27 protein-coding genes are annotated in these 19811 nt (G+C 58.3%); 9 read left to right on the top strand and 18 right to left on the bottom strand.

Features of this window, described 5'->3' with window-relative positions; all coding sequences use genetic code 11:
• Nucleotides 1-5: 5 nt before the first annotated feature.
• The 5 genes from ABLN94_RS15095 to ABLN94_RS15075 form a co-directional block, all read right to left on the bottom strand.
• Nucleotides 6-641, bottom strand: coding sequence for a hypothetical protein (locus ABLN94_RS15095; protein ID WP_352993637.1), 636 nt, complete (start codon nt 639-641; stop codon nt 6-8).
• A 91-nt stretch (nt 642-732) separates the two neighbouring features.
• A complete protein-coding gene (locus tag ABLN94_RS15090; protein ID WP_170327795.1) occupies nt 733-1173 on the bottom strand; it encodes a MarR family winged helix-turn-helix transcriptional regulator in 441 nt (146 codons plus the stop codon).
• A gap of 14 nt (nt 1174-1187) precedes the next feature.
• Nucleotides 1188-2018, bottom strand: a complete 831-nt coding sequence (locus tag ABLN94_RS15085; RefSeq protein ID WP_352993634.1) for a carbon-nitrogen hydrolase family protein — start codon at nt 2016-2018, stop codon at nt 1188-1190.
• Complete coding sequence (gene grxC, locus ABLN94_RS15080; protein WP_170491223.1) at nt 2018-2275, bottom strand: glutaredoxin 3; 258 nt, start codon at nt 2273-2275, stop codon at nt 2018-2020. The genes ABLN94_RS15085 and grxC overlap by 1 nt, the downstream gene beginning before the upstream one ends.
• A gap of 37 nt (nt 2276-2312) precedes the next feature.
• Complete coding sequence (locus ABLN94_RS15075; protein WP_352993632.1) at nt 2313-3011, bottom strand: ComF family protein; 699 nt, start codon at nt 3009-3011, stop codon at nt 2313-2315.
• A 46-nt stretch (nt 3012-3057) separates the two neighbouring features.
• Here ABLN94_RS15075 and ABLN94_RS15070 point away from each other — a divergent pair, with 46 nt between their 5' ends.
• Together ABLN94_RS15070 and hemH are read left to right on the top strand one after the other, a co-directional pair.
• Nucleotides 3058-3888, top strand: a complete 831-nt coding sequence (locus ABLN94_RS15070; RefSeq protein WP_352993630.1) for a methyltransferase domain-containing protein — start codon at nt 3058-3060, stop codon at nt 3886-3888.
• A 58-nt stretch (nt 3889-3946) separates the two neighbouring features.
• Nucleotides 3947-4996, top strand: coding sequence for a ferrochelatase (gene hemH / locus ABLN94_RS15065; protein ID WP_352993628.1), 1050 nt, complete (start codon nt 3947-3949; stop codon nt 4994-4996).
• A 76-nt stretch (nt 4997-5072) separates the two neighbouring features.
• On the opposite strand, the gene ABLN94_RS15060 is transcribed toward hemH, so the two are convergent.
• Together ABLN94_RS15060 and ABLN94_RS15055 are read right to left on the bottom strand one after the other, a co-directional pair.
• Nucleotides 5073-5255, bottom strand: a complete 183-nt coding sequence (locus ABLN94_RS15060; RefSeq protein ID WP_170379961.1) for a hypothetical protein — start codon at nt 5253-5255, stop codon at nt 5073-5075.
• 140 nt (nt 5256-5395) lie between these two features.
• Complete coding sequence (locus ABLN94_RS15055; RefSeq protein WP_170491235.1) at nt 5396-5995, bottom strand: L,D-transpeptidase; 600 nt, start codon at nt 5993-5995, stop codon at nt 5396-5398.
• Between the two features lie 169 nt (nt 5996-6164).
• On the opposite strand from ABLN94_RS15055, the gene ABLN94_RS15050 reads away from it, so the two are divergent.
• On the top strand, nt 6165-6680 hold the full coding sequence (locus tag ABLN94_RS15050) for a CAP domain-containing protein (protein ID WP_352993625.1): 516 nt from the start codon (nt 6165-6167) through the stop codon (nt 6678-6680).
• 63 nt (nt 6681-6743) lie between these two features.
• Here ABLN94_RS15050 and ABLN94_RS15045 read toward each other — a convergent pair whose 3' ends face one another.
• From ABLN94_RS15045 to ABLN94_RS15015, 7 genes are all read right to left on the bottom strand, one after another.
• A complete protein-coding gene (locus tag ABLN94_RS15045; protein ID WP_170491241.1) occupies nt 6744-7208 on the bottom strand; it encodes a PTS sugar transporter subunit IIA in 465 nt (154 codons plus the stop codon).
• A 61-nt stretch (nt 7209-7269) separates the two neighbouring features.
• The gene (gene hpf, locus ABLN94_RS15040; protein ID WP_170491244.1) at nt 7270-7833 is read right to left on the bottom strand and encodes a ribosome hibernation-promoting factor, HPF/YfiA family; all 564 of its coding nucleotides are present in this window, start codon (nt 7831-7833) and stop codon (nt 7270-7272) included.
• 252 nt (nt 7834-8085) lie between these two features.
• Nucleotides 8086-8844, bottom strand: coding sequence for an LPS export ABC transporter ATP-binding protein (gene lptB, locus ABLN94_RS15035; protein ID WP_170491247.1), 759 nt, complete (start codon nt 8842-8844; stop codon nt 8086-8088).
• The gene (locus ABLN94_RS15030; protein WP_417750523.1) at nt 8844-9335 is read right to left on the bottom strand and encodes an LptA/OstA family protein; all 492 of its coding nucleotides are present in this window, start codon (nt 9333-9335) and stop codon (nt 8844-8846) included. The genes lptB and ABLN94_RS15030 overlap by 1 nt, the downstream gene beginning before the upstream one ends.
• A gap of 3 nt (nt 9336-9338) precedes the next feature.
• Complete coding sequence (gene lptC, locus ABLN94_RS15025) at nt 9339-9938, bottom strand: LPS export ABC transporter periplasmic protein LptC (RefSeq protein WP_352993622.1); 600 nt, start codon at nt 9936-9938, stop codon at nt 9339-9341.
• A 15-nt stretch (nt 9939-9953) separates the two neighbouring features.
• On the bottom strand, nt 9954-10916 hold the full coding sequence (locus tag ABLN94_RS15020; RefSeq protein WP_352993620.1) for a KpsF/GutQ family sugar-phosphate isomerase: 963 nt from the start codon (nt 10914-10916) through the stop codon (nt 9954-9956).
• Entirely contained in the window at nt 10913-11527 is a 615-nt protein-coding gene (locus tag ABLN94_RS15015; protein ID WP_352993618.1) for a ribonuclease D, read from the bottom strand. The genes ABLN94_RS15020 and ABLN94_RS15015 overlap by 4 nt, the downstream gene beginning before the upstream one ends.
• A 236-nt stretch (nt 11528-11763) precedes the next feature.
• Here ABLN94_RS15015 and ABLN94_RS15010 point away from each other — a divergent pair, with 236 nt between their 5' ends.
• The 6 genes from ABLN94_RS15010 to ABLN94_RS14985 all read left to right on the top strand — a co-directional run bounded on the left by ABLN94_RS15010 (nt 11764) and on the right by ABLN94_RS14985 (nt 17332).
• On the top strand, nt 11764-12231 hold the full coding sequence (locus ABLN94_RS15010; protein ID WP_352993616.1) for an Lrp/AsnC family transcriptional regulator: 468 nt from the start codon (nt 11764-11766) through the stop codon (nt 12229-12231).
• 73 nt (nt 12232-12304) lie between these two features.
• The gene (locus tag ABLN94_RS15005) at nt 12305-12997 is read left to right on the top strand and encodes a lytic transglycosylase domain-containing protein (protein ID WP_352993614.1); all 693 of its coding nucleotides are present in this window, start codon (nt 12305-12307) and stop codon (nt 12995-12997) included.
• 69 nt (nt 12998-13066) lie between these two features.
• A complete protein-coding gene (flhA, locus tag ABLN94_RS15000; RefSeq protein ID WP_417750526.1) occupies nt 13067-15094 on the top strand; it encodes a flagellar biosynthesis protein FlhA in 2028 nt (675 codons plus the stop codon).
• Nucleotides 15091-15864 (top strand): flagellar biosynthetic protein FliR, encoded by a 774-nt coding sequence (locus tag ABLN94_RS14995; protein ID WP_352993610.1) that lies wholly within the window; start codon nt 15091-15093, stop codon nt 15862-15864. Before flhA ends, ABLN94_RS14995 begins: the two co-directional genes overlap by 4 nt.
• A complete protein-coding gene (gene flhB, locus ABLN94_RS14990; RefSeq protein ID WP_352993608.1) occupies nt 15861-16949 on the top strand; it encodes a flagellar type III secretion system protein FlhB in 1089 nt (362 codons plus the stop codon). Before ABLN94_RS14995 ends, flhB begins: the two co-directional genes overlap by 4 nt.
• Nucleotides 16946-17332, top strand: a complete 387-nt coding sequence (locus ABLN94_RS14985) for a hypothetical protein (protein WP_352993606.1) — start codon at nt 16946-16948, stop codon at nt 17330-17332. The genes flhB and ABLN94_RS14985 overlap by 4 nt, the downstream gene beginning before the upstream one ends.
• 19 nt (nt 17333-17351) lie before the next feature.
• Here ABLN94_RS14985 and ABLN94_RS14980 read toward each other — a convergent pair whose 3' ends face one another.
• The 4 genes from ABLN94_RS14980 to flgG are packed head-to-tail and all read right to left on the bottom strand — an operon-like array spanning nt 17352 to nt 19803.
• Complete coding sequence (locus tag ABLN94_RS14980) at nt 17352-17861, bottom strand: flagellar basal body-associated FliL family protein (protein ID WP_352993604.1); 510 nt, start codon at nt 17859-17861, stop codon at nt 17352-17354.
• A gap of 12 nt (nt 17862-17873) precedes the next feature.
• Nucleotides 17874-18605, bottom strand: a complete 732-nt coding sequence (gene flgH / locus ABLN94_RS14975; RefSeq protein WP_352993602.1) for a flagellar basal body L-ring protein FlgH — start codon at nt 18603-18605, stop codon at nt 17874-17876.
• Nucleotides 18605-19018, bottom strand: coding sequence for a flagellar basal body P-ring formation chaperone FlgA (gene flgA / locus ABLN94_RS14970; RefSeq protein WP_352993601.1), 414 nt, complete (start codon nt 19016-19018; stop codon nt 18605-18607). Before flgA ends, flgH begins: the two co-directional genes overlap by 1 nt.
• Nucleotides 19018-19803: a flagellar basal-body rod protein FlgG gene (gene flgG, locus ABLN94_RS14965; protein WP_352993599.1), complete on the bottom strand. Its 786-nt coding sequence runs from the start codon at nt 19801-19803 to the stop codon at nt 19018-19020. The genes flgA and flgG overlap by 1 nt, the downstream gene beginning before the upstream one ends.
• Between the last annotated feature and the right edge of the window lie 8 nt (nt 19804-19811).

Here is a 19811-nt window from a genome sequence, read left to right as displayed (position 1 = left end):
TCTGTTTATTCCTCCCGAATAAACTTGTTTCGAGTCAACTCTGCCGCAAGCGAATCGAAGAATTTGTCATTGGAACCACGAGCCAAGGCCGCTTTTCTCATTGCGGCTCCGTCTTTAAAGAAGTCACTAATCAACACCGCTTCAACACGACCTTTAGTCAAAGGTTCTTCCGTCACCTGAATTGTAACTCTGGAAAGCGAATAACCATCATCAAAGGCTGCAGCGATATTGGCAGGGTCAACAAGTTCAACCGAAGTTGGATTCTTAACATCTTTGTAAGTGACCATTCTCGGCCAAAGCTTCATTGGCAAATCTAAGGGCTCGGTCTGGCTTTTGATCCAGCGAATAGTGCTTTTAAATGACTGCCCCTTTTTGTCTGGAGGTAGCGCACGCACAATCATTCTGCCTGCGTCTTCTTCTATCAACGCAAACAAATATCGACCGCCGAGATCCGCGACCACTGCTTCTCCAGTCAGGTCAGTATGGTCATGATCAAGATCACCGGCCCACGCCATAGCACCGGTGAAGTCCACCCGGATCACACTCGATGCGGTCAGGGGACCATTGGGTGTGTCAAAATACAGCACCATTTTCTGATGCCAGTCCGCTCTTTTGGTACAACCTGTCAGCAGAACGGCCATGACTACAAATAGGAGTATGTAAACTCTCAAACCATTTCTTCCCGCCGGGGTTGAACCCCAGCTTGATCAAATCAATCAAATGGAAAAAACCCTACTCCCCCTCAAGCTGCAACCGCAAATCCCGCAGCACGGGAAGTGTGCTGCGGACGCGCTCCAGCCCCAGCTCTCCGACCACGCGGTTGATCAGCGGCGCGATCGAGGAAATCGCCTGATCGCGCGCGCGGCGACCGGCGGGGCTGATCGCGACCATCTTGCGGCGGGCGTCGTCCCAGTCAGGGCGGATGTGGATGTATCCGGCCCATTCCAGTTTGGCCAAGGTGTTGGTCATCGCTCCGCGCGTGACGTGGAACGTGCTGGCCAGTTGCGCCGGGGTACGCTCGTCGCCCACAAACACCAGATGGTTCAGCACCGAGAAATGCGAGATTTCCATGCCCTTGGGCAGCACCCGGCTGAGCCGGTTCCGCAACAACTGGTCGGCAGTCAGGATCTCGCTGAACAGCGTGACCGCAAGGGCATTGTGTTCGTCAGTCATGTCTCGGTTCTGGGTCAGGGCCCGTCGAAGGGCCGCACGTGAGTCAGTGAGGGCACCCGACGGCGCGCCTCTGACACAGAACTATCATCCAAATCGAAAAAGTGAATGCCCGGATCGGTGCCTGCGTCGATGACGACCTCTCCCCACGGGGCCACAACCATGCTGTGACCGTAGGTATAGCGCGTTTTTCCGCGGGTTTTCGGGTGTTCACCGGTTTGTGCCGGCGCCAGCACCCAGCATCCGTTTTCTATCGCACGTGCACGCAGCAGGGATTCCCAATGGGCTTTCCCTGTCACCGGGGAAAATGCCGAAGGAACGGTCAGGATACGCGCACCGGCCTGTGCCAGAGCCGCGTAGAGCTGCGGAAAGCGGATATCATAGCAGATCGTCAGGCCGACTTTGCCGAAATCGGTCTCGGCCAGCACCGCCTTGTCGCCGGGGCGGTAGTTCTTCGACTCGCGGAAAGTCTCTGCTTCCGAGACCTGCACGTCGAACATGTGTATCTTGTCATACCGCGCCACAATCTGCCCCTGAGGGTCAATCATGAAAGAGCGGTTGGCAAAGCGCCCGTCGGCGTCATGGGTTTTGATCGCCAACGAACCGATCAGCAGCCAAACGCCCAGCGCTGCGGCCTGATCGCTCAGGCCCGCCAGCATGATATCGTCTTCTTCGTACTGCAAAACCTGGCGCTGCCGCGTCGTACTGGTCGAGACGCAATTCGTCACCTCGGGCGTCAGGATAAACCGCGCGCCTTGACCCGCCGCTTCCGCCATCATCGCGCGCACGGTCTCCAGATTCTCGGCCGGGTCGTCCGAAGAGGTGATCTGCAGCAGCGCGGATTTCATCAGGCCGCCAGCAAATGGTCCAGCTTGCCCTTACGGTCCAGCTCGTACAGGTCGTCACATCCGCCCACATGGGTTTCGCCGATGAAAATCTGCGGTACGGTGCGTTTGCCACCTGCGCGCTGGATCATCTCGGGCTTGCGTTTGGGATGCAGCAGGACGTCGACCTCCTTAAATTCGACGCCTTTCTGTTTCAGCAGGCGTTTGGCCGCGTGACAAAAGCCGCAGAGCGGCGAGGTATAGATTTCGACCGGTTTCATATTCCGTCCCTTTGGGTTTCGCACAATCTTGAGCGAATTAGGCATCTTTGGCAACGCGCGCCAGAGCCAACACGAAAATATGATTTGCCCCCGCCGCAAGGCAGGCACGCGCACAGACCGCTAGCGTCGCGCCCGAGGTCATCACGTCATCCACCAGCAATACATCCCGGCCCTGCATCCGGTGCAACCGCCTGGAATGGGGCACTATCGCGTCAGACAGGGTCTCTGCTCGCTCTGCCGCAGTTTTTCCATCCAAGACCGGTGTTTTTAACCGACGCACCAGAAGATCCACGCACACCTCCAGTCCGGTTTCCCTCCCGAGGTGCTGCGCTAACAAGGCCGATTGATTGTAGCGCCGCTTCAGCAAGCGCGACCAGTGCAGCGGTACTGGCGCAATCAGCATGTCGTCACGGAAAAGATCTCGCCCCGCCTGCGCCATCCAGCGTGCCGCCGGGCGCGCCAGTTCCGGCCTGTCGCCATGTTTCAGCGCCAGAATCAGCGACCGCGCCTTGCCATCATAAAGCAGCGCTGCCCGCCCATCCTGCCACGGACGCGGCGTTTTCATGCAATCATCACACTCGATCCGATGCCCATCCGCCTCGCCCGGCAGAGGCATGCCGCAACTTTCACACACCACACCGCCAATGAACGGTGTGTCGCGCCAGCAGGAGCCGCAGAGTCCGAAATCCGCCTTGGTCAGTTCTCCGCAACTCATACAGCGCGGAGGGTAGATCATCTGAACCGCGGTTTGAATCCGCTGCCATATGCGATAGTTGCGCCCTATGAAACTTCCTGAGTCCAACGCACCCTCTCTGTTTGACCGTCCGGCCCTGACCCGGCACCGCGCCCGTGTGCGGGATGACGCGCTGTTCCTGCACCACGCCGCAGTGGATGAAGTGCAGGATCGACTCTCCATGGTTAACAAAAGCTTTACGGCACCCGCGATCGTGACCCCGTTCCGACAGATTTGGCAGAATGTGCTGCCCGAAGCACGGCTTGTTGCCGATGACGAGGTTCTGGACCTCAGCCCCGGCGCACATGATCTGGTGATCCACGCCATGGCGCTGCACTGGGCCAATGATCCAGTCGGGCAGTTGATCCAGTGCCACCGCGCCTTGCGGCCCGACGGATTGCTGCTGGTGGTCTGTCTCGGCGGTGAAACCCTGCACGAATTGCGCGCGGCACTGGGACAGGCCGAGATCGAAGTGACCGGCGGCCTCAGCCCCCGGATCGCTCCGATGGCCGAACTGCGGGATTTGGGTGGCTTGCTGCAACGGGCAGGCCTTGCGCTGCCCGTCGCCGATACGGCGCGCCTGACAGCGGAATATCGCGACCTGACGCACCTGATGCACGATCTGCGCGCGATGGGAGAGACCAACAGCCTCTCCAACCGCATGAAACGACCTACAAGGCGGCAGGTCTTTGCTCGCGCACAGCAGATCTATGCCGACCACTTTTCAACCCCCCAAGAGCGGCTGGTAGCAACTTATGAGTTGATCTGCCTGACCGGTTGGTCGCCCGATGAAAGCCAGCAGAAACCGTTGCGCCCCGGATCGGCCCAAACACGCCTTGCCGAGGCGTTAGGGACAAAAGAAGGCAAACTGTCCGATTGACGACCGAGTAATTCCGGTTATCTCAGCCCGGTACAGAGAAATGTCAGGAAGCTCGAAAATGTTTGACGCTACTCGCCCCGATCATGCCCCGTCGGACCACCCCAAGGTCAAAATGGGCCGTGTCGGCATCCTGCTGGCCAATCTGGGCACGCCGGACGATTACAGCTATTGGCCGATGCGCCGCTATCTGAACGAGTTCCTGTCGGACCAGCGGGTGATCGATTACCCCAAATGGAAATGGCAACCGATCCTGCAGGGCATCATCCTGACCAAACGCCCTTTCAGCTCGGGCGAGGCCTACAAGTCCATCTGGAATCACGACAAAGGCGAGAGCCCGCTTATGACGATCACCAAGGACCAAACCGCCAAGCTGCGCGACGCGATGCAGGCGCGCTACGGCGATCAGGTCATGGTCGATTTCTGTATGCGATACGGCAACCCGTCGACTAAATCCAAAGTGCAAGAGATGGTGGCAGCAGGCTGTGATCGCATCCTGTTTTTCCCGCTCTATCCGCAGTATGCCGGTGCCACGACCGCCACAGCCAACGATCAGTTCTTCCGCGCGCTGATGGAAGAAGCCTGGCAGCCCGCCACCCGCACCGTCCCCGCCTATTTTGATGAGCCTGCCTATATCGACGCTTTGGCTGGATCGGTGGAGCGAGCCTATGCTGCGATGGAAACCAAACCAGACATTCTGGTTTGTTCCTATCACGGCATGCCGGAAAGGTATCTGCAGCAGGGCGATCCCTATCACTGCCAATGTGCCAAGACATCGCGACTGCTGAAAGAGCGGCTGGGCTGGTCGGACGATCAGCTTGTGTCAACTTTCCAGTCACGGTTCGGGCCTGAGGAATGGCTGAAACCCTATACGGTCGATCACGTGGCCGAGCTGGCAAAACAAGGTAAGAAGAACATCGCCGTGATCGCGCCGGCGTTCTCAGCCGATTGCATCGAAACGCTGGAAGAGATCAACGAAGAGATCAAGGAAAGCTTCGAAGAAGCCGGTGGTGAGGGCTTCACCTATATCCCTTGCCTCAATGACGATGATTCGCACATCGCGGCCCTTGGCAAGGTGATCGAAGACAATCTAATGGGCTGGCTGGACTGATCGCCACAATACAATCAGACATGAAAAAAGGCGGTGGAGAGACCCACCGCCTTTTCTCTAGATAATGCTCGCTAAATTAGCTTGCTGCAACAGCTGCGGCAACTACGACCAGCAGGATCAGCGGCAGGATGATGCCCTGCGACGTACCTTGAGTTTCCTCAACAACAACCGGTGCTTCAACAACCGGCTCTTCCAGGTTACCGGCATAAGCGGTCGAAGCAGCAGCGGTCAGTGCAGCGGCGAGAACGAGTTTCTTCATATTAACCTCCAGAATTTGCGCGGTTCCAAATAACGAAACCGCACACCCAAGACTTACCTCGTACGTTTTTTCTAATCAGCTATCCGACTGGAATGCAATTACAACTTGCGCCGCAAGCGGGTTCGTGCGCGAAAATGTCGTCAAATAAGCAACACTTGCGTGCCGACCTTAGCCATCGAAAACAATTCCGCGATATCCTCGTTGAACAGACCGATACAACCGTTCGACGAGCGTCGCCCGATTTTGCGCGTATCGTGGGTTCCGTGAATGCGGTAATACTTCCAACTCAGATATAAAGCGTGTGTTCCCAATGGGTTATCCGGACCAGGTGGAATATAGTCCGGCCATTCGGGATTGCGCTTTTTCATCGACGGGGTCGGAGACCAACTGGGCCCCTCGACCTTGCGGATGACGCTGGTGCGGCCGCGGCGGGTCAGCTCCTCGGTCAGCGGCACAGACGAGGGATAGAGTTTATACACCCGCTGATCCTCGGACCAGTAATGCAGCGCCCGCGAGATTGTATCGACCAGAATGGCGCCGTTATTCGTGTTAGAGAAGTACGGCTGCCAATCCATCGCACGAAAACCGGAAATGTTACGGCGCACCTGAGGTTCGGGCTCGGGCGCAGGGCGCAGTGGATCTCCGGGGATATATTGAGCAATAGCAGGTGAGGCCAGCACCGCAGACGCTCCAGCCAGGAACCCCCGGCGCGTCGACATTTGAATGTGTTTCTTGACCATGATGAACGGTCCTTTTCTAAGGCCAATCTGAAATTTTTTCGCATTCTATTGCCAGAATGCTTCAGTCGCAAATCAAACCGGCAGAATCACGCGGAACAGAGTCACTGTGCGTTTGCCCAAGGCGGCCTGTCGCGCTATGCCGTAGGATAACTCAATAATCAGGTCGATCATGACGCGTATCCTTTCTTTACTCATTGCCTGCTTTGTCGCGCTAGCTGCATGTACCCCAGGCAGTACCCCAACCTACGGAGCGGATGGTCGCCCCCTACCGACGGTCTACAAAATCCGAGGCAACCCTGAAAAACTGCAATTCCGCATGCTGGATTCTGTCAACGCGTTGCGTCAGGCGCAGGGCCTGCAACCCGTGCAATTGAACGCACAGCTCAACGCCGCAGCGGCCACACATTCCAAGGACATGGCACGTCAGAACCGCCCCTGGCACTTTGGATCTGACGGGTCTTCTCCGATCGACCGCGCCGCGCGTGTCGGATATTATGGTACATTCCTCGGTGAAGCGATTTCCGAAACCTACGAAACTGAAACCGAAACCCTAGCCGCCTGGATGCAGGAACCCGGCCCCCGTTCGGTCATCATGGATCCCAAGGCCACGCAAATGGGCTTTGCCTGGCATCAGGAAGGTGGCGGCAAAATCTGGTGGACGCTGGAAATGGGCGCCGGTGGATAACCACAACCAATCCAATATAAAAGCCCCCGAAAAATCGGGGGCTTTTTTTGTATCTAAAACCGCTTACGCCGCTTGCATAGACTGTGCTTCGGTCAGAATAGCGTAGAGTTTGACCGGATCCGGGTTGGCTCGCAATTTTGCGCAAACCGAAGTGTCGCGCAAGGTGCGGGATACCAAAGCAAGCGCCTTCAGGTGGTCCACTCCGGCTTCTTCCGGCGCAAACAGAGCAAAGGCGATATCCACCGGTTGCCGGTCGACCGATCCGAAATCAATCGGCTTTTCCAGCATGACAAAGACACCCGAAACGGATTCGAGTTCAGCCATCCGCGCATGTGGCAGAGCCACGCCGTGCCCTACACCGGTCGGCCCCAGGCTTTCCCGTTCGAGCAACCCGTCAACAACAACCTGAGCGTCAAGGCTCAGGGTCACCTCAGCTACGTCAGCGATTTCCTGAAACAACCGCTTCTTGCTGGAAGCGGCGGACAGTACGCGAACTGCTTCGGGCTTCAGTATGCTCGAAAGCTCCATGATCATGCTCCACGGCAACGCCCCCACATGTGCAGGGGCATGCCTTTGCTATTCTTGCCTGTTACGGATCAATCCAGCCAATATTACCGTCTTCCCGGCGGTATACGACGTTTAATCCGTCCTTGTTTTCATTCCGGAACACCAGCACCGGAGCACCGGCCAGTTCCATCTGCATAACGGCTTCACCAACACTCAGCGACGGGATCTTGGTTTCCATCTCAGCCACAATCATCGGCTGCAGAGACTCGGGCTCGGCTGCCGACTCAGACTCGTCAGAAGCGAGGATATATGACGACGCTCCAAAGAGTTCAACAGGCTCAGACCGGTCCTTGTGGTGGTCTTTCAGACGGCGTTTATACCGCCGCAACTGGGTTTCCATTTTATCGCAGCAGCCTTCGAAAGCCGCATAGATTTCGGTTGCGTGAGCCTTGGCCTGAGCTGTCAGGCCAGTGGAAAGATGCACGGTGGTTTCGCATACATATTCATGCGCTGAACGGGAAAAGACGACGTTGGCATCTGTCGGGCGCTGGGCATATTTGCCCACGACTTCGCCCAGTTCGCTCTGCACGTGAGTTTGCAGCGCCGTACCGATGTCGATCTGTTTTCCGCTGATTTGGTAACGCATGTGATCTCCTTCACAATTCACACCCATTCTGACGTCACGTAACGCGACACATGTTTTTTTATCGGGTGGGGGGTAGAGACATTTCCTGCGGTAGCCATACTGTTCCCCTTTCGAAGAAGGAGCATCGTGATCCAGACGGGAACCGAAGAAATGCCATGGCCCAATTGAGGCAAGAGACGGCGGAAGAGTCAATCAAAACAGACGTGTATATACGTGATTTCTGCCATGCACTCGGCGCATTTCTGCGCAAGCTCATGAAATCCGGAAATTTTCGCCCAGGTAGACGCGGCGGACGTTCTCGTTCTCCACCACTTCATCCGGGGTTCCGGACATCAGCACCTGCCCATCATGCAAAATATAAGCGCGGTCTACGATTTCCAGCGTTTCGCGTACGTTGTGATCGGTAATCAGAACTCCGATACCGCGCTTCTTCAGATCAGCCACAAGGTGGCGGATATCACCCACGCTGATCGGGTCGACACCCGCAAAGGGTTCATCCAAAAGCAAATATTTCGGGTCAGCGGCCAGACAACGCGCAATTTCAACGCGGCGACGTTCCCCCCCCGACAGCGCCAAGGCCGGAGCGCGTCGCAAATGTTCGATCGAGAAATCTGACAGCAATTCCTCAAGTCGCTCCTTGCGGCGGTGGGCGTGTTTTACCGTAATGTCGAGGACCGAGGCGATGTTGTCTTCGACGCTCATACCGCGAAAGATCGACATTTCCTGCGGCAAGTAACCAATACCCAGCCGCGCACGCCGATACATTGGCAGGGTTGTCACCGTCTGCCCGTCAATCGTTACCGTGCCCGCCTCAGGGAACACTAACCCGGCGACCGAGTAGAAAGTGGTCGTCTTGCCCGACCCGTTCGGGCCCAACAGTGCCACGACTTCGGACCGGTCGAGTGTCATCGAGACGTCCCTGATCACGGTCTTCTTGCGGTAGGATTTCCGTAACTTTTCGATTCTGAGACCGGAATTGCCTTCGGCCACGGTCAATTCGGGACGCGCCATCAGTTGGCACCCTGCTGCAGGATGGTTTTCACATTCCCCGTCATTGTCGCCGTGCCGGTGGTCAGGTTGGCATTCATTTGATCGCCGGTGATGGTGCTGGGGCCCTGCGTCAGGAGCACATTGCCCTTCATCACGATCACGCCAGAGTCGATGGTGTATTCGGCCCAATCGCCTTGCGCCGCGTCCGGGGGGCTGATCAGAACCACGTCCTCGACCGCTTCCATCCGCTCGATACCCGAGCGTTCTTCGTTATAAACAACCAGAACCCGTTCGGCGGTCAGGCGCATTTCACCTTGAATCACAATCACATTGCCCAAAAACTCGGCTGATCCGTCTTCCTGGTTGACGTTCAGGGATTCCGAGGTCACTTCGACCGGCTGGGTCGGGTCAGCTTTGACAGCGCCAAAAGCAACCTGAGTCTCCTGCGCAGCTGCAGAATAAGCGCCAATGGTCAGCACAAGACAAATCGGGACTAAACGAAAATCGAACACAGGTTATCTTTCTGCCTTTTGCGGCTCGTATACCAGCTTCACGCCGTCTGTAAAAATAATATGAACAGGTCCGTCTTTTTTTTCTGTGCCAAAAGTCATGCCACCTGCGGAAAAGTTACCGATGATGCCAGTACCGTTAACCTGACCCGGCGCATCCCCACGGATTTCGTCCAACGCGGTGTTCAGCAGATCGGTTGTGATTTCAGTACCGTCAGTCGAGGTGATGACCACATCACCCACAAAGGTCGCGGTATTCTTATCCGGCCGGATCATGCCGGAATTGGAATCCAATGTGATGACACCGCCGTTCGACAGACCCAAGCGGCCTTGAAATTCAGCTGCGGTCGGGACCGAGGCTTCAGTTCCCTGTGTCGCCCGGACCGCCTCGATCCGGACCTCTTCACCCTTGCGCGTGGTGCCTTGATATTTGGGCTGCGTCACCACCTGCTCGGTCAACCGTTCATCGATATCTTTTTGGCTAAAGGGGACGGACACGTTGGTCTCAATACTGCGTGACAGCAGAAAAACCGTGGACAGCATCAAGATGGCCACCAGCGGCAGCAACACCTTTAGAAACTGTACCCTGCGTGAATGCCCGTCCACCGCGCAACCCTCCGCCTAACCCAGCCCGACGCGCAGGCAGTCGTGGATGTGCAACAGCCCTTGTGCCGGCCCCTGAGTCTCGGGGTCCACCACGAAGAGCGATGTGATCTTGCGATCATTCATGATCGAAACTGCCTCTTCCGCCATGGCATTCGGCGCAATGGTCAGAGGGTCACGGGTCATGACCTCTTCGGTGGTCTTGTTCAGCAACCCGTCCATGTTCCGGCGCAGGTCACCATCCGTCACGATCCCCATCAGACGACCGCCTTCGTCCGTCACGCCGACGACGCCGAAACTCTTCTGGCTCATCACCAGCAACGCCTCGCTCATTGGCGTGCCAACGGGGACAAGCGGCAGATCCTCGTGCATCAGATCACGCACCGTGGACAACTGCGCGCCCAGCTTGCCGCCGGGATGAAAAGCGCGGAAATCTTCGGGTTTGAAATCGCGGTATTTCATCAGCGCAATCGCCAGTGCGTCGCCCATCGCCAATGTCAACGTGGTCGAGATCGAAGGCACCATGCCGAAGCCACAGGCCTCACCCATTGACGGGATCAGCAGGTGCACGTCCGCCTGTTTCATCAGCGTGCTTTCTGGCTTGCTGGACAACCCAATCAACGGGATGCCGAAACGGCGGGTAAAGGCCAGAAGATTTACTAATTCCGGTGCTTCGCCCGAGTTCGAAATCGCCAGAACCACATCGCCCCTGGACACCATGCCCAGATCGCCATGACTGGCCTCGGCCGGATGCACGAAATAGGCCGGCGTCCCCGTGCTGGCCAGTGTGGCAGCGATCTTGTGGCCGATATGGCCCGACTTGCCGATGCCACTGATGATTATGCGGCCCGGCGCTTGCAAGATCATCTGTACGGCTTCGGCAAAGTCTTCGTTCAGGCTGTCGGCCAGAACGTCCAGCGCGCGGGCTTCGTCGGTGATAACCTGGCGGGCGGTTCTCAGGAATGCTTCGGTATCGGTCATGAGTGCGCAAAAATATCCGTTTCTGGCCAACCGGCGAGATCGAGTTTCGCACGCATCGGCAGGAAGTCAAAACAGGCCTGTGCCATCTCGGTGCGGCCTTCGCGGGCGAGTCGTCCGTCCAGTGCCTCACGCAGTTGATGCAGGTACAGCACGTCTGAGGCCGCGTATTCCAGCTGCGCGTCGGTCAGGGTTTCGGAACCCCAGTCGCTCATCTGCTGCTGCTTCGAGATATCCACACCAATCAGCTCCTGACACAGGTTCTTCAGACCGTGCCGGTCGGTATACGTGCGCACCAGACGGCTGGCGATCTTGGTGCAATAGACCGGCGCGGCCAATGCCCCAAACGTGTGGTACATCGCGGCAATGTCAAACCGGCCAAAGTGGAACAGCTTGAGCACGTCAGGGTTTTCCAGCATGGCGCACAGGTTCGGAGCCTCGGTCTGCCCAATTTCCACCTGCACGATATGGCTGTTGCCGTCTCCACCTGACATCTGGATCACGCAGAGGCGGTCGCGATGCGGGTTCAATCCCATGGTTTCGCAGTCGATGGCCACTACAGGGCCCAGATCCAACCCGTCCGGCAGGTCGTTTTTATACAGGTGGTTCGCCACGGGGGTCTTCCTTTATGCGATATCGTCCCCGAGATAGGAGGTTTGGACCGCAAACTCAACGCTATCAATACAATACATCCTAGATACGCGGATTTCTTGACCCTGATGGTTTCAGTTGGAAAATGGCATCGGGTGCTTAGCAGTTGCGGCTTGCCTATAGCCCTGAGAGCCTGCCGGGTCCGATGTCGGTCATACCCGTGGCAAAAAGCCGTTTCCAAAGAACGCGCTGACATGCCTTGAGCCTCCCGGTCCCTGTGCATTACACCTTAACCACAATGGACCAGCTAAACCGACGCATCATCGCCGCCCTGCAGCACAACGCCCGCGAGTCTACCTCGAAGATTGCCGCGAAACTGGGCGTAGCCCGGACCACCGTGCATGAGCGAATTCGCAGAATGGAAGAGAGCGGCGTGATCGCCGGGTACTCGGTGGTTCTGAACACCCCAGAAGACGCCCCGCGCGTGCAGGTAGTCGTGCTGCTGGAAGTGCAGCAAAAGGAAACCACACGCATCATCAAACGGCTCGAGGCCTACCCCGAAGTGAAGCTCTGCCTCTCGATCAACGGTGAGTTCGACCTGCTGCTGTCCGCCGAGGCCCCGCGGATCGAGGATCTGGATATTCTGGTCGATGACTTGGCTAAAATCCCCGGCGTGCTGCGTACCAATACCAGTGTCGTCTTCGGCCGTCGGATTGATCGAATCTGAGCGGCTGATAACCCTCTGTAAACCGTAGCGCGCCTAGCTTGACCGGGACTGACCAGAATCCCGGACCGGCAGAATGCCCCATCGTTTCTTCCTTGGCTTAAGTTTCTTTGCGTTTTGCGTGGCGCAACAGGGATTTGCCATGTCTGACGTGCGCGTGGCAGGAATTTGCGATAACGCCGCCCGACGCGCCGCCCTGTCCGAGGACGTACCGCTGGACGTGCTACGCGCGATTGCACGAGTGGAGACTGGACGCATAAACGACGGCCGGCTGGAACCCTGGCCCTGGACCATCAATGTCGAAGGGCAAGGGTTTTGGTTTAAGTCTGAGTACGAGGCCAAAACCTACGTTTTCAACATTTTCAAGGCGGGCAAACGTGGCTTCGACATCGGCTGCTTCCAGATCAACTACCGCTGGCACGGCAAGGCGTTCCGGTCGATCGACGCCATGTTCGACCCGGATGAAAACGCCACTTATGCTGCGCGTTTCTTGAAGAAGCTCTACGCCGAGCTTGGCTCATGGCCCGCTGCCGTGGGGGCCTATCATTCCCGCACGCCATCTATGGCCAATGCTTATTCCGGCAGGTTTCAAACCGTGCTGGCACAGCTGGACCAGAACCTGCCCGCCGCCCCAGAAAGAGTGTCGCGCGACCCTTTCACTACTGCCGCAACCCCACTGATCCCGGTCAACCTGCCGCAATCCGGCAGCGTTTTGGGGTCTCTGGTTCCGCCCTCAGGCACCGCCACCGCCTTTATCTCGTTCAACTAGGAGACCCGCGTGCCCAAGATCGACGCCCGTTCCCTGTTCTCTCCGACCGTGCTACTGGCCTTGGCGCTGATGACGGTCATCGTGATGATGATCTTGCCGATGCCCGCCTGGGTGCTGGATGTGGGGCTGGCGGCCTCGTTCGCACTGGCGATCCTGATCTTCACCCTAACACTATTCATCGAACGGCCACTGGATTTCTCCTCTTTCCCGACGATCCTGCTGGCCTCGCTGATGCTGCGGCTGTCGCTGAACGTCTCCTCGACCAAGCTGATTATCGGAGAGGGGCATACCGGCCCCAACGCCGCCGGGGACGTGATCGAGGGCTTTGCCGATTTCGTCATGGGCGGCAGTATCTTTTTGGGGCTGGTGGTGTTCGGGGTGCTGCTGATCGTGAACTTCATGGTCATCACCAAAGGGGCTGCGCGTATGGCCGAGGTTGGCGCGCGGTTCGCGTTGGACGGGATGCCCGGTAAACAACTGGCCATCGACAGCGACATGTCCGCCGGGGCCATCGACCACCAGCAGGCCAAGGAACGGCGCGAGCGTGAACAGCAGGAGACGACCTTCTTCGGCTCGCTCGACGGGGCGTCGAAATTCGTCAAGGGCGACGCGATTGCCGGTTTGCTCATCACGCTGCTGAATCTGGTGATGGGTCTGATAATGGGCGTGATCGTGCATGGCATGCCAATCTCATCTGCGTTTGAGGCCTATGCCATCCTGACCGTCGGCGACGGTCTGGTGTCGCAAATCCCGGCTGTGATCATCTCAATCGCGTCGGCCCTGTTGCTGGCGCGCGGCGGCACGCAAGGGGCGACTGACAACGCGATCTTCTCGCAATTGGGTCGGCACCCGGCAGCGCTGGGAACGGTTGCCGTACTGATGGTGCTGTTTGCACTGGTTCCCGGCCTGCCTTTCCTGCCCTTCATTCTGGGCGCGGGCGTGCTGGGCTATGCGGCCTTCAACGTCCATCGCAAGCAAAGGGCCACTGAGGATGAAGCGCTGACCCCAGCGCTCCAGGATGACACGCCGGTCTCACAGGCCATTGGGGACATTCTGGATTTGGACGATGTGCATCTGGAATTCGCGCCTGATCTGGTCAGCATGGTCCTGAACCCCGGCACCGGACTGGACGCGCGTATCGCCAATATGCGGACCTATGTGGCCTCGAGCTTTGGTCTGATCCTGCCTGATATCCGCCTGACCGACCGGGCCGATCTACCTATGGGCACCTATGTGGTCAAGGTGCAGGGGGTCGAGCAGGCCCGCGGAGTGCTGAACCCCGATCTGGTGTTGGCGTTGGTGCAGGACGACCACGACATGCTGCCCGAGGGCAATGACGTGAAGGAGCCCGTCTACGGCGCACCTGCCCGCTGGATATTGCCCAAGGATCAGGAGGCCGCCGCGATGAGCGGGGCCACTATCGTCTCTCCGCCCGAAATTCTGGCCACGCACCTGCTGGAAATCATCAAACAGAACTTCTCGCGCCTGTTGACGCTGAAGGCCCTGCGCCGCCTGCTGTCCGAAATGACCCGTCTTAGCGATCCGGTCCGGGCTGAAGCCAACCGTAAACTGCTGGACGAGTTGATCCCCGACAAGGTGCCGATTGACACGCTGCATGCCGTGCTGCGGTTGCTTTTGGACGAACGTGTCTCGATCCGCAACATGGCCCTGATCCTGGAGAGCGTGGCCGAGGCGCGCCTGATCACCACCCAGCCCGAAGGCATCTGCGAGTTGGTCCGGCAACGGCTGGGCTTCCAATTGGTGGCCGAGATGAAACGCGAGGACGGCTCGATCCCGCTGATCCAGCTGGCCCCGGAATGGGAAGACACTTTAGCCACCTATCAGATCGACGCGCCCAATGCGGGGCTGGACGTCGCGCTGCCGCCAAACTTGTTCAACAAACTGGCCGACGGTGTGGTCGACAGCGTGGCGCAATCCACCGATCACGGGCTGTTCCCGGCGGTGGTGACCTCGACCCGGCGGCGACGGCTGCTGCGCACCATCATGCACGCCCGCGGCATCGCCAACCCGGTTCTGTCCTTCGAGGAAATCGGGCTCGAGGCGCGGCCCTCATTGGTTGGAACGGTGCCCGCGTGATCGCGCTGCCGCCAGAACTCTTGCCCCAACTGGGCGATAGTCTGTGGCATCTCTTTGCCGTGTTCCTGCGCGTCTCGGCCACTGTGTCGCTGCTGCCCGCCTTTGGTGAGCGCAGTATCCCAACCCGGGTCAAATTTGGGATCGCGATGACCTTTACCCTTATTGTGACGCCAGCGATTGCGCCGCCTGTCGCCCAACCCGATCTGCTGCCAATGGCAGGATTGGTCCTGACTGAAGTGCTGATCGGGGTGGCCTTGGGAATGGCGCTGCGGCTGTTCGTTCTGGCCCTGCAAACGGCAGGGTCGATTGCGGCCCAAGCGACGTCGCTGTCACAGATTTTAGGTCCTGCGGCAGCAGACCCTGTGCCCGCGATGGGGTATCTGCTCACACTGGCCGGGCTGACACTGGCCGTGCTGCTGGGCCTACACATCCGAGTCGCTCAGTTCCTGATTCACAGCTATACGATGTTTCCAATGGACAAGCCGCCCCTGGCCCCGGACCTGTCGAATTGGGGGGTACAGCAAATCGCGCGCAGCTTTGGGCTGGCCTTTGCGTTGGCCATGCCATTTGTCATCGCCTCGCTGATCTACAACCTTGCGCTTGGGGTCATCAACCGCGCGATGCCGCAGCTTATGGTGGCCTTTGTCGGTGCCCCGGCCATCACATTCGCGGGTCTGTTCCTGCTGTTCGCGGGCGCGCCGCTGATCCTTTCGGTCTGGTCCGATGCCCTGTTCGCCTTCATGCTGAACCCGCTTGAGGGCCCAAGATGAGCGGATCCGACGACGACAGCGACAAATCCTACGAGCCGACGCCGCAGAAACTGCAAAAGGCGCGCGAAAAGGGCGAAGTTGCCAAATCCAACGACCTGTCCGTGGTGGCCGCCTATACCGGGTTTCTGATCGCCCTTTTCGCAGCCGGGCAACTCAGCGTTCAGAACATGGGAAGCCTGTTTGTCGTGCTGATCGACCAGGCGGATGAGATCAGCCCTTTGCTGACCGATGGACCCGCCGCCAGCCCGGTCGGGGGGATGGTGAAAACGGCGCTGCTGTCGGTCACGATCCTGTTTGCCCTGCCCGCTTCGGCCGTACTTCTGAACCTGATCGCCCAGCGCGCGCTGATTTTCGCGCCTACCAAGCTGAAACCAAACCTATCCCGCATTTCCATCCCGTCCAACGCAAAGAGCAAGTTCGGCCGCAGTGGCCTGTTCGAATTCACCAAGAGCTTTGTGAAACTGGTGATCTACTGCACCTGCCTGGCGCTGTTCCTGCGTGCGAACCTCAGTGAGATCCTGTCGGCCAGCGCCGCGCCCGCGCGGTCCTCGGTGATGCTGATGATGAACCTGCTGTTTCGATTTCTGTTCATCGTCATCGCGGCGGCTCTGACCATCGGGGTGGTGGACTACCTGTGGCAATACGCGGAACACATGCGCAAGAACCGCATGTCTCGCAAAGAAATCCAAGACGAAACCAAGGACGCCGAGGGCGACCCGCATGTCAAACAGCAACGCCGCCAGCGCGCGCAGGATATTGCCACCAACCAGATGATGTCGGACGTACCCTCGGCGGATGTCGTTATCGTTAACCCTACCCACTACGCGGTAGCCTTGAAATGGGCCCGGACGGCAGGCTCTGCCCTTGTCTGTTTGGCCAAGGGCGTGGACGAGGTGGCTGCCGCGATTCGCGCGCGTGCTATGGAAGCTGGCGTTCCGATTCACCCCGATCCCCCTACCGCTCGCGCTCTGCATGCGACGGTGGAGATCGGACTGGAAATTGAAGAAGAGCACTATCGCCCGGTCGCCGCCGCGATCCGCTTTGCTGAGGCGATGCGCAAGCGGGCAAAAGGACAGATCAGATGAAACACACCGGGCTGATTGACCTCGAGAAGGTCACCGAGGCTGCGTTCCAGAAAGAGTACAACACGCTACGCCCGCTGCTTGAAGCCGAGGCGCGCGTGCAGCAACAACTGCTAAGATTGGATGCGCAGGTAAAACAAACGCGTCAGGACAGCACTTCAGCCGAGGGCTACCGCGTCACGGGTACGGATGTTCTGTGGAACGGATGGGAAGCGTCCACGCGGCGGCAACTGAACATGGAACTGGCACGGCTTCGGGCCCAAAAATTGTCAGCGATGCAAGCGTTGCGCACTGCCTTCGGGCGCAAACAGGCCGTCAGGAATCTGTTGGTGGCACGGGAAGAATCGCTCAAACGCGCGCAGAACAGGAAAATGCACACGTACTAGCAGCGCGGAGCCGTCAGGATCAGACATCCTGACGGCTGACACTCATGATCAATACCTGCGACACGTCATCGCCAAGATCTTTTCGTGCCGTCTCCAGCAAGGCTTTGCGCAAAACGTTCATATTGTCCGAGTCGGTGAACGCACCATCAAAGCCACCGGAGTTGGCGTGATCGAACATGACCTGTAAAAACCCGTCGCGCAGCTTTGGCTCACGCGCATAAAAGGCTTCAGTCATGGCGGGAGTGACCTCAAGACTTAGCGACATGGTGACCAGGGCAGCAATGCGGTCTGTGTCAACCACGGGCACCACAAACTGCTTGGTCAACTTGAGGTATTCATAGTCGCTCTGCTCGTCCTTCTTTCCCGCATTGTCTTTTTTCTCGTCGGAATTCTCATTGAGCTTTTCTGCCTTAGTGTCTTCTTGCTTTGCGTCCTCTTTCGTCTCTCCGGGCGGGGCCAGAACAACTCCGGCTCCGATACCGGCCCCAAGCCCGACCAGCAAAAACACGACGGGTAGCAGTTTCATCATCACGTCCGCTCCTTAATACGGCAGTACGGCGTCCAGGATCTGCTGGCCGTATCGCGGTTGCTGCACATCGGTGATCTGACCGCGTCCGCCATAGGACACACGGGCCGAAGCAATCTTGTCATACGTGATCTCGTTCTTGCGCGAGATATCCTGCGGCCGCACGTAGCCTTGAACCAACAGCTCACGCAGTTCGAAGTTCACGCGCAATTCCTGCGAACCCGAAATCGACAGCACCCCGTTCGGCAATACGTCAATTACGGTCGCCGCCACCCGCAGTGTCAGCTTTTCTTTGCGTTTGACAGACCCTTCGCCCGTGCTTTCCGAGGACGAGTCAATTTCAACGGCGTCCGCCAGCGACGCGCCATCCGGCAAGTGTTTGGCAGCACGCTGCGGCAATCCGAACAGGCCGACAATCCCCAAGCTTTCCGAGGCCGAACGTGAACGCTCCGTATCATTCGAGAATTCGGCCTTTTCGTCCAGCTCGATCACAACAGTCAAAATATCACCCTTCTTGATCGCTCGCTGATCTCCCAGCAACGAATTCTGCCCGCCACTCCACAATGAGGACTGATCGACATTGCGCTGAGGTTGAGTGTGCAAAGGCAAGCCCGGCCACAGCATGGCGACATGTTCGGGGGAATCCTCATTTGGAGTAAAACTCGGCGGTTTTCCGAGATGATCCATGCGCCCGCAGGCTGAAATGACCAAAACGGTGCATAGCAAGGACTTTGAGAGTGCTGACATCATTTCACCTCGATTTGGCCGTCCGGTCGGATAACGCCAGTGACGGTAGTGCGGGAAGACAGGTTCATGACCCGAATGCGGTCTCCGGCGGCGCCACGCCCTAGGGCGCGGCCTTCTGCCGTGATCGACAGGGGTTGGCGGTCAAAGACCAGAACGACCAGATCGTTGCGGTCCACAAGGGCGGGTGGCCCCACATCGCCTGCGAGTATGGGGCGCCCGGGGTAGAGCGCGATGCGCGCCTCTTGCCCGATCAGAAATTCCGGATTGGATACAGCGCCGGACACCTGCTGAGCCTCGAGCTGCAAATCGGTCGCCGAGATGATCTCTTTGGCCCGGATGGTTCGGGTTGGCACGACAATGTCAGCCAGCACGGGAATCGGTGTCAGCAGCAGTATCAGGATCAGAACCCGCATCACCGCACCTGTGTGGTTGCGCCCATCATCTGATCGACGGCGGAAATGACCTTGGCGTTCATCTCATACCCGCGCTGCGCCTCAATCAGTTCGGTCACTTCACGCACCGCATCGACCGAGCTGTCCTCAAGATACCCCTGCCGCAAGGTACCCAACCCGTCTTCGCCCGGTGTGCCTACCACCGGCGCGCCTGAAGCTTCCGTCTCTCGGAACAGGTTGCTGCCGATCGCCTCAAGTCCTTTGGCGTTCGAGAAGCTGGCCAGCGTGAGTTCCCCCAATAACTGACCTTCGGGCGCGTCGTCGAAATAGGCGTAAACTTCGCCCGAAGCATTGATCGAGATCGACCGAGCATCGTCGGGAATGGTGATTTCCGGCGCCACCGCATAGCCGTCGGACGTCACGATCAACCCTTCGCCCGAGCGTTTCAGGCTACCATCACGGGTAAAGCCGGATTGTCCGTTGGTCAGAGTGACTTCAAGATAACCGCGACCTTCAATGGCAACATCCAGATCGCCGCCAGTGGCCGACAATGCGCCCTGCGCCAACTGCACCGAAACCGCCGATGGACGCACGCCCAGGCCGAGCTGAATACCAGTGGGCAGAACGGTTCCGTCATTGGCATTCACCGCTCCGGCCCGCGCCATCTGTTGATAGTGCAAATCCGCGAACTCGGCCCGCCGCGCGTTGTAGCCGGTGGTGTTGGTGTTCGCGAGGTTGTTCGAGATCGTCTCGACCCGCATCTGCTGCGCGGTCATGCCCGTTGCTGCAATTTTCAAAGCCCGCATATCAGAAT

The organism is Ruegeria sp. SCP11, from assembly GCF_040329455.1.
Classification (GTDB): domain Bacteria; phylum Pseudomonadota; class Alphaproteobacteria; order Rhodobacterales; family Rhodobacteraceae; genus Ruegeria; species Ruegeria atlantica_E.
The sequence above is the reverse complement of the archived record's forward strand: the minus strand, read 5'-3'. Positions and strand labels throughout refer to the sequence as shown.